A 1,017-nucleotide genomic window follows, 5' to 3' on the forward strand; every position below is an offset into this window, starting at 1 on the left:
GATCATAATTGATCAGCCCCCTTTTTTATTTCAATCTATCCTTATTTCCTCAATGCATTCAATTCCTGCCATGTCCAGTTTTTGGTTCTTCCGGCAGTTTGCTCACGTACTTTTTTAACGTCAGCAGCCTTTACTGTAGATGCCTTGTTGCCGATATCATTACGAATATAGCTGATTACTGAAGCAATGTATTCGTCATTATTACTTCCAAGGGCAGGCATCACATCGGCATATGTTTTACCATTAACCGGACCCGATAAGCCGTGAAGTAGAATGCGGATTATCTTTTCGGGATCGCCATTCACATCTTTACTCGCTGCCAGTGGCGGAGCTGGCATATCTTTACCACCATTAATTACACCTTTACCTTCTGCACCATGGCAGGTAACGCAAAGCTGTTTAAAAATTAATGCGCCATCGTTAATTAATTTCTGATCAGCAGCAGCCATTAATTTTGAATTCTTTTCTGCAGTAGCTTTAGCCTCAATTTGTCTGYGATATTTCTTCTGCGATTCTGCAAGAACTATGTCTTCAGGATGATCCTTAATGATGTCGGCTATGATTTGCTGTGCTTTATCAGAGCTGTTGAACCTTAATGATAATCCAAGTTGTAAACGAACATCGGCACTAGGATCATTTTTTAGTGGCTCAACTGCCAATACCAGACTTTCATCTCCTTTTCTTATTGGCTCTTCACTAATCCACAACGCAGTTTTTCTTACCTCCGCATCTTTGTCTTTCAATGCAGCTAATAGGGTAGGTCTGTCTAGCGCATTAAGACCGTTTATCGTCCACAGGGCATGAATACGGGCCAGCTGCACAGGTGAGTTTAATGCCAGTTCTTTTAGCGCAGGTACAACAGATTTATCTCCACGAACCACTATGATTTTCTGTGCATTATCTCGCCACCATCCGTTAGGATGCGAAAGGTACGGAACCAATTTATCACTGGTAAGGCTTAACATATTTGGGACCGTCTTATCGCGCTTGACACCGTCGTGAACCAATCTATAGATA

General features: G+C 41.9%; 1 protein-coding gene. It reads right to left on the minus strand.

Annotated features, from left to right (window positions below; genetic code table 11):
• Window positions 1-41: 41 nt before the first annotated feature.
• On the minus strand, window positions 42-1,017 hold a 976-nt coding region (locus AC1DG9_RS27315), incomplete at its 5' end, for a c-type cytochrome (protein ID WP_477635727.1).

Source organism: Pedobacter sp. 05L430 (genome assembly GCF_056397585.1).